The organism is Herbaspirillum sp. VT-16-41 (assembly GCF_001994935.1).
GTDB classification, from domain to species: Bacteria; Pseudomonadota; Gammaproteobacteria; order Burkholderiales; family Burkholderiaceae_D; genus Herbaspirillum; species Herbaspirillum frisingense.
Genome location: NZ_MUXB01000018.1, coordinates 1 through 5,777, shown reverse-complemented (window position 1 = coordinate 5,777; position 5,777 = coordinate 1). Strand labels below are relative to the sequence as shown.

Sequence of the window (5,777 nt, the reverse complement as noted above, 5' to 3'; positions counted from 1 at the left end):
ATGCAGCCGGGTGGGATGGGTGCGTGTTTTTGCCGCCGCAAAGCAAAAACCCTCGCTACTTTCGTAACGAGGGTTCTTGGGAGTAACAAGCCTGACGATGACCTACTTTCACACTGGTTGCAGCACTATCATCGGCGCGAAGTCGTTTCACGGTCCTGTTCGGGATGGGAAGGGGTGGTACCAACTTGCTATAGTCATCAGGCATAACTTGTATAGCCACTTGCTCTCAAACGGAGCAGCAAGCAACTCAAACTGGAAGAAGTAATTTGATTCTTGGGGTGTGATGCACTAGGGCAAACACAATATATGCTCAACTTGTCTATAACAGAGCTAATGTTATAGGAACAAGCCGCACGGGCAATTAGTATCAGTTAGCTTAACGCATTACTGCGCTTCCACACCTGACCTATCAACGTCCTGGTCTCGAACGACCCTTTAGGGGAATCTAGTTCCCGGGAAGTCTCATCTCAAGGCGAGTTTCCCGCTTAGATGCTTTCAGCGGTTATCTCTTCCGAACTTAGCTACTCGGCAATGCCACTGGCGTGACAACCGATACACCAGAGGTTCGTCCACTCCGGTCCTCTCGTACTAGGAGCAGCCCCCTTCAAACTTCCAACGCCCACGGCAGATAGGGACCAAACTGTCTCACGACGTTTTAAACCCAGCTCACGTACCACTTTAAATGGCGAACAGCCATACCCTTGGGACCGGCTACAGCCCCAGGATGTGATGAGCCGACATCGAGGTGCCAAACTCCCCCGTCGATATGAACTCTTGGGAGGAATCAGCCTGTTATCCCCAGAGTACCTTTTATCCGTTGAGCGATGGCCCTTCCATACAGAACCACCGGATCACTATGTCCTACTTTCGTACCTGCTCGACTTGTCAGTCTCGCAGTTAAGCACGCTTATGCCATTGCACTATTAGCACGATGTCCGACCGTACCTAGCGTACCTTCGAACTCCTCCGTTACACTTTGGGAGGAGACCGCCCCAGTCAAACTGCCTACCATGCACTGTCCCCGATCCGGATAACGGACCAAGGTTAGAACCTCAAACAAACCAGGGTGGTATTTCAAGGTTGGCTCCACAGAAACTAGCGTTTCTGCTTCAAAGCCTCCCACCTATCCTACACAGATTGGTTCAAAGTCCAATGCAAAGCTACAGTAAAGGTTCATGGGGTCTTTCCGTCTAGCCGCGGGTAGATTGCATCATCACAAACATTTCAACTTCGCTGAGTCTCGGGAGGAGACAGTGTGGCCATCGTTACGCCATTCGTGCAGGTCGGAACTTACCCGACAAGGAATTTCGCTACCTTAGGACCGTTATAGTTACGGCCGCCGTTTACTGGGACTTCAATCAAGAGCTTGCACCCCATCATTTAATCTTCCAGCACCGGGCAGGCGTCACACCCTATACGTCCACTTTCGTGTTTGCAGAGTGCTGTGTTTTTATTAAACAGTCGCAGCCACCATTTTATTGCAACCCTTTTGTCCTTCTGGCGCAGGCCAGTCAAACTACTTGGGCGTACCTTATCCCGAAGTTACGGTACCAATTTGCCGAGTTCCTTCTCCCGAGTTCTCTCAAGCGCCTTAGAATACTCATCTCGCCCACCTGTGTCGGTTTGCGGTACGGTCTCGTTAGACTGAAGCTTAGAGGCTTTTCTTGGAACCACTTCCGATTGCTTCGCGAACAAGTTCGCTCGTCTCATACCCTTGAATTACGCTGCCGGATTTGCCTAACAGCCTTCTTCGATACAAGAACCGGGACTTCCAACACCCGGACAACCTTCCGCGATCCGTCCCCCCATCGCATCTAACGACGGTGCAGGAATATTAACCTGCTTCCCATCAGCTACGCATCTCTGCCTCGCCTTAGGGGCCGACTCACCCTGCTCCGATGAACGTTGAACAGGAAACCTTGGGCTTACGGCGTGCGGGCTTTTCACCCGCATTATCGCTACTCATGTCAGCATTCGCACTTCTGATACCTCCAGCATCCTTTACAAGACACCTTCACAGGCTTACAGAACGCTCTCCTACCATATCCTTACGGATATCCGCAGCTTCGGTGACTGGCTTAGCCCCGTTACATCTTCCGCGCAGGACGACTCGATCAGTGAGCTATTACGCTTTCTTTAAAGGATGGCTGCTTCTAAGCCAACCTCCTGACTGTTTTAGCCTTCCCACTTCGTTTTCCACTTAGCCAATCTTTGGGACCTTAGCTGGCGGTCTGGGTTGTTTCCCTCTTGACGTCGGACGTTAGCACCCGGCGTCTGTCTCCCAAGCTCGCACTCATCGGTATTCGGAGTTTGCAATGGTTTGGTAAGTCGCGATGACCCCCTAGCCATAACAGTGCTCTACCCCCGATGGTGATACTTGAGGCACTACCTAAATAGTTTTCGGAGAGAACCAGCTATTTCCAAGTTTGTTTAGCCTTTCACCCCTATCCACAGCTCATCCCCTAATTTTTCAACATTAGTGGGTTCGGTCCTCCAGTGCGTGTTACCGCACCTTCAACCTGGCCATGGATAGATCACTTGGTTTCGGGTCTACACCCAGCGACTGAACGCCCTATTCGGACTCGATTTCTCTACGCCTTCCCTATTCGGTTAAGCTTGCCACTGAATGTAAGTCGCTGACCCATTATACAAAAGGTACGCAGTCACCCCTTTCGAGGCTCCTACTGTTTGTATGCACACGGTTTCAGGATCTATTTCACTCCCCTTCCGGGGTTCTTTTCGCCTTTCCCTCACGGTACTGGTTCACTATCGGTCGATTACGAGTATTTAGCCTTGGAGGATGGTCCCCCCATGTTCAGACAGGATTTCACGTGTCCCGCCCTACTTGTCGCAAGCCTAGTTCCACACCATCGATTTCGCATACGGGGCTATCACCCACTATGGCCGGACTTTCCATTCCGTTTTGCTATCGTTGATGCTAAATCTTGCAGGCTGATCCCATTTCGCTCGCCACTACTTTGGGAATCTCGGTTGATTTCTTTTCCTGTAGCTACTTAGATGTTTCAGTTCGCCACGTTCGCTTCGTTACCCTATGTATTCAGATAACGATGACCTTACGGCCGGGTTTCCCCATTCGGAAATCTGCGGATCAAAGCTCGTTTGCCAGCTCCCCGCAGCTTATCGCAAGCTACTACGTCCTTCATCGCCTGTAATCGCCAAGGCATCCACCATGTGCACTTATTCGCTTGTTCCTATAACGTTAGCCTCTTTCGCAAGAGCGTTATAAAGAAGCGTTGAGTTTTAGCGTTTGCCGTATTCCAAAGTAAGTCTTCTAATTGCTAAGATCACTTCGTAATACTTTGATTGATACAATCACACCCATTTTTACTTTCGCAAGAACCGAAGTCCTGGCGATCGTTTAAATGAATCTTTACTTCTTCCAGATTGTTAAAGAACAAAAACAGCCATTGATCGTAAAAGATCAAACCTAAATCACTACGCCATACGCTCAACGCTGACTTAGGTTTGACATTTCTTGGTGGAGGTTGACGGGATCGAACCGACGACCCCCTGCTTGCAAAGCAGGTGCTCTCCCAGCTGAGCTAAACCCCCGAAACCTTGGTGGGTCTGGTTGGGCTCGAACCAACGACCCCCGCGTTATCAACACGGTGCTCTAACCAGCTGAGCTACAGACCCGCTTGGATCAGTATCAGTAGCCAGTCAGTGACGTTGTGCCACTTGACCGTGCTTCACCAAATAACTGTTCTTGATTTACAGCCGATAAGTGTGGACGCTTAACTTCGTGCGCACTCTAGAAAGGAGGTGATCCAGCCGCACCTTCCGATACGGCTACCTTGTTACGACTTCACCCCAGTCACGAATCCTACCGTGGTGAGCGCCCTCCTTGCGGTTAGGCTACCCACTTCTGGTAAAACCCGCTCCCATGGTGTGACGGGCGGTGTGTACAAGACCCGGGAACGTATTCACCGCGACATGCTGATCCGCGATTACTAGCGATTCCAACTTCATGGAGTCGAGTTGCAGACTCCAATCCGGACTACGATACACTTTCTGGGATTAGCTCCCCCTCGCGGGTTGGCGGCCCTCTGTATGTACCATTGTATGACGTGTGAAGCCCTACCCATAAGGGCCATGAGGACTTGACGTCATCCCCACCTTCCTCCGGTTTGTCACCGGCAGTCTCATTAGAGTGCCCTTTCGTAGCAACTAATGACAAGGGTTGCGCTCGTTGCGGGACTTAACCCAACATCTCACGACACGAGCTGACGACAGCCATGCAGCACCTGTGTGATGGTTCTCTTTCGAGCACTCCCAAATCTCTTCGGGATTCCATCCATGTCAAGGGTAGGTAAGGTTTTTCGCGTTGCATCGAATTAATCCACATCATCCACCGCTTGTGCGGGTCCCCGTCAATTCCTTTGAGTTTTAATCTTGCGACCGTACTCCCCAGGCGGTCTACTTCACGCGTTAGCTGCGTTACCAAGTCAATTAAGACCCGACAACTAGTAGACATCGTTTAGGGCGTGGACTACCAGGGTATCTAATCCTGTTTGCTCCCCACGCTTTCGTGCATGAGCGTCAGTGTTATCCCAGGGGGCTGCCTTCGCCATCGGTATTCCTCCACATATCTACGCATTTCACTGCTACACGTGGAATTCTACCCCCCTCTGACACACTCTAGCCGTGCAGTCTCAAATGCAATTCCCAGGTTGAGCCCGGGGATTTCACATCTGACTTACACAACCGCCTGCGCACGCTTTACGCCCAGTAATTCCGATTAACGCTTGCACCCTACGTATTACCGCGGCTGCTGGCACGTAGTTAGCCGGTGCTTATTCTTCAGGTACCGTCATTAGCTCCAGGTATTATCCAGAACCGTTTCTTCCCTGACAAAAGAGCTTTACAACCCGAAGGCCTTCTTCACTCACGCGGCATTGCTGGATCAGGGTTGCCCCCATTGTCCAAAATTCCCCACTGCTGCCTCCCGTAGGAGTCTGGGCCGTGTCTCAGTCCCAGTGTGGCTGGTCGTCCTCTCAGACCAGCTACTGATCGTCGCCTTGGTGAGCTTTTACCCCACCAACTAGCTAATCAGATATCGGCCGCTCCAGGAGCATGAGGTCTTGCGATCCCCCACTTTCATCCGTAGATCGTATGCGGTATTAGCTAGTCTTTCGACTAGTTATCCCCCACTCTAGGGCACGTTCCGATATATTACTCACCCGTTCGCCACTCGCCATCAGGAGCAAGCTCCTATGCTGCCGTTCGACTTGCATGTGTAAGGCATGCCGCCAGCGTTCAATCTGAGCCAGGATCAAACTCTTTAGTTTAATCTCTGTTTTGTGCCATTTCTGGCTACCCCGAAGGGCATCGCTCTCTCAAAATACTGACAGGTAATTTCTTGCGATCTTACCTATATTTCTTGTGAGCATTTAATATTTAAAGTTTCCAGAACCGAGGTTCTGTCGCACTTCATTAAACGCCCACGCTTATCGGCTGTTAATTTTTAAAGATCATCTGCATCAAACGCGCTTGGCGCTGTTTGCATCGCTGCGAATCGTTTTGTTCGTCAGCAGCAGAGAAACGAGATTATGTAGCAGTTAGTTCATCGCGTCAACCACTTTTTTGCGATTCGTTTTAAATTTTTTCGTCTTCGCTGTTACTGCCGCTCGACTACTTCCATTTAAAACGCCCTTCGAACTGCTTCACTACTCGCCTGCCTCGCCCACCTTCGTCGCTCTGTTTTTCAACTTCGCTTCGTGTGTCGCGTCAGCAGGGGGCGAACTATAGCAACGCCC

2 tRNA genes and 3 rRNA genes are annotated in these 5,777 nt (G+C 50.8%); all 5 read right to left on the bottom strand.

Annotation, left to right across the window (positions count from 1 at the left end):
* Positions 1–89: 89 nt before the first annotated feature.
* The 5 genes from rrf to BTM36_RS01335 all read right to left on the bottom strand — a co-directional run bounded on the left by rrf (position 90) and on the right by BTM36_RS01335 (position 5,309).
* Positions 90–202, bottom strand: a 5S ribosomal RNA gene (rrf, locus tag BTM36_RS01355).
* A 138-nt stretch (positions 203–340) separates the two neighbouring features.
* A 23S ribosomal RNA gene (locus tag BTM36_RS01350) occupies positions 341–3,212 on the bottom strand.
* A 285-nt stretch (positions 3,213–3,497) separates the two neighbouring features.
* Positions 3,498–3,573: transfer RNA gene (locus tag BTM36_RS01345), tRNA-Ala, on the bottom strand.
* Between the two features lie 7 nt (positions 3,574–3,580).
* A tRNA-Ile gene (locus BTM36_RS01340) sits at positions 3,581–3,657 on the bottom strand.
* A gap of 119 nt (positions 3,658–3,776) precedes the next feature.
* Positions 3,777–5,309, bottom strand: a 16S ribosomal RNA gene (locus tag BTM36_RS01335).
* The 16S, 23S and 5S rRNA genes sit together here with 2 tRNA genes alongside, the layout of an rRNA operon.
* Between the last annotated feature and the right edge of the window lie 468 nt (positions 5,310–5,777).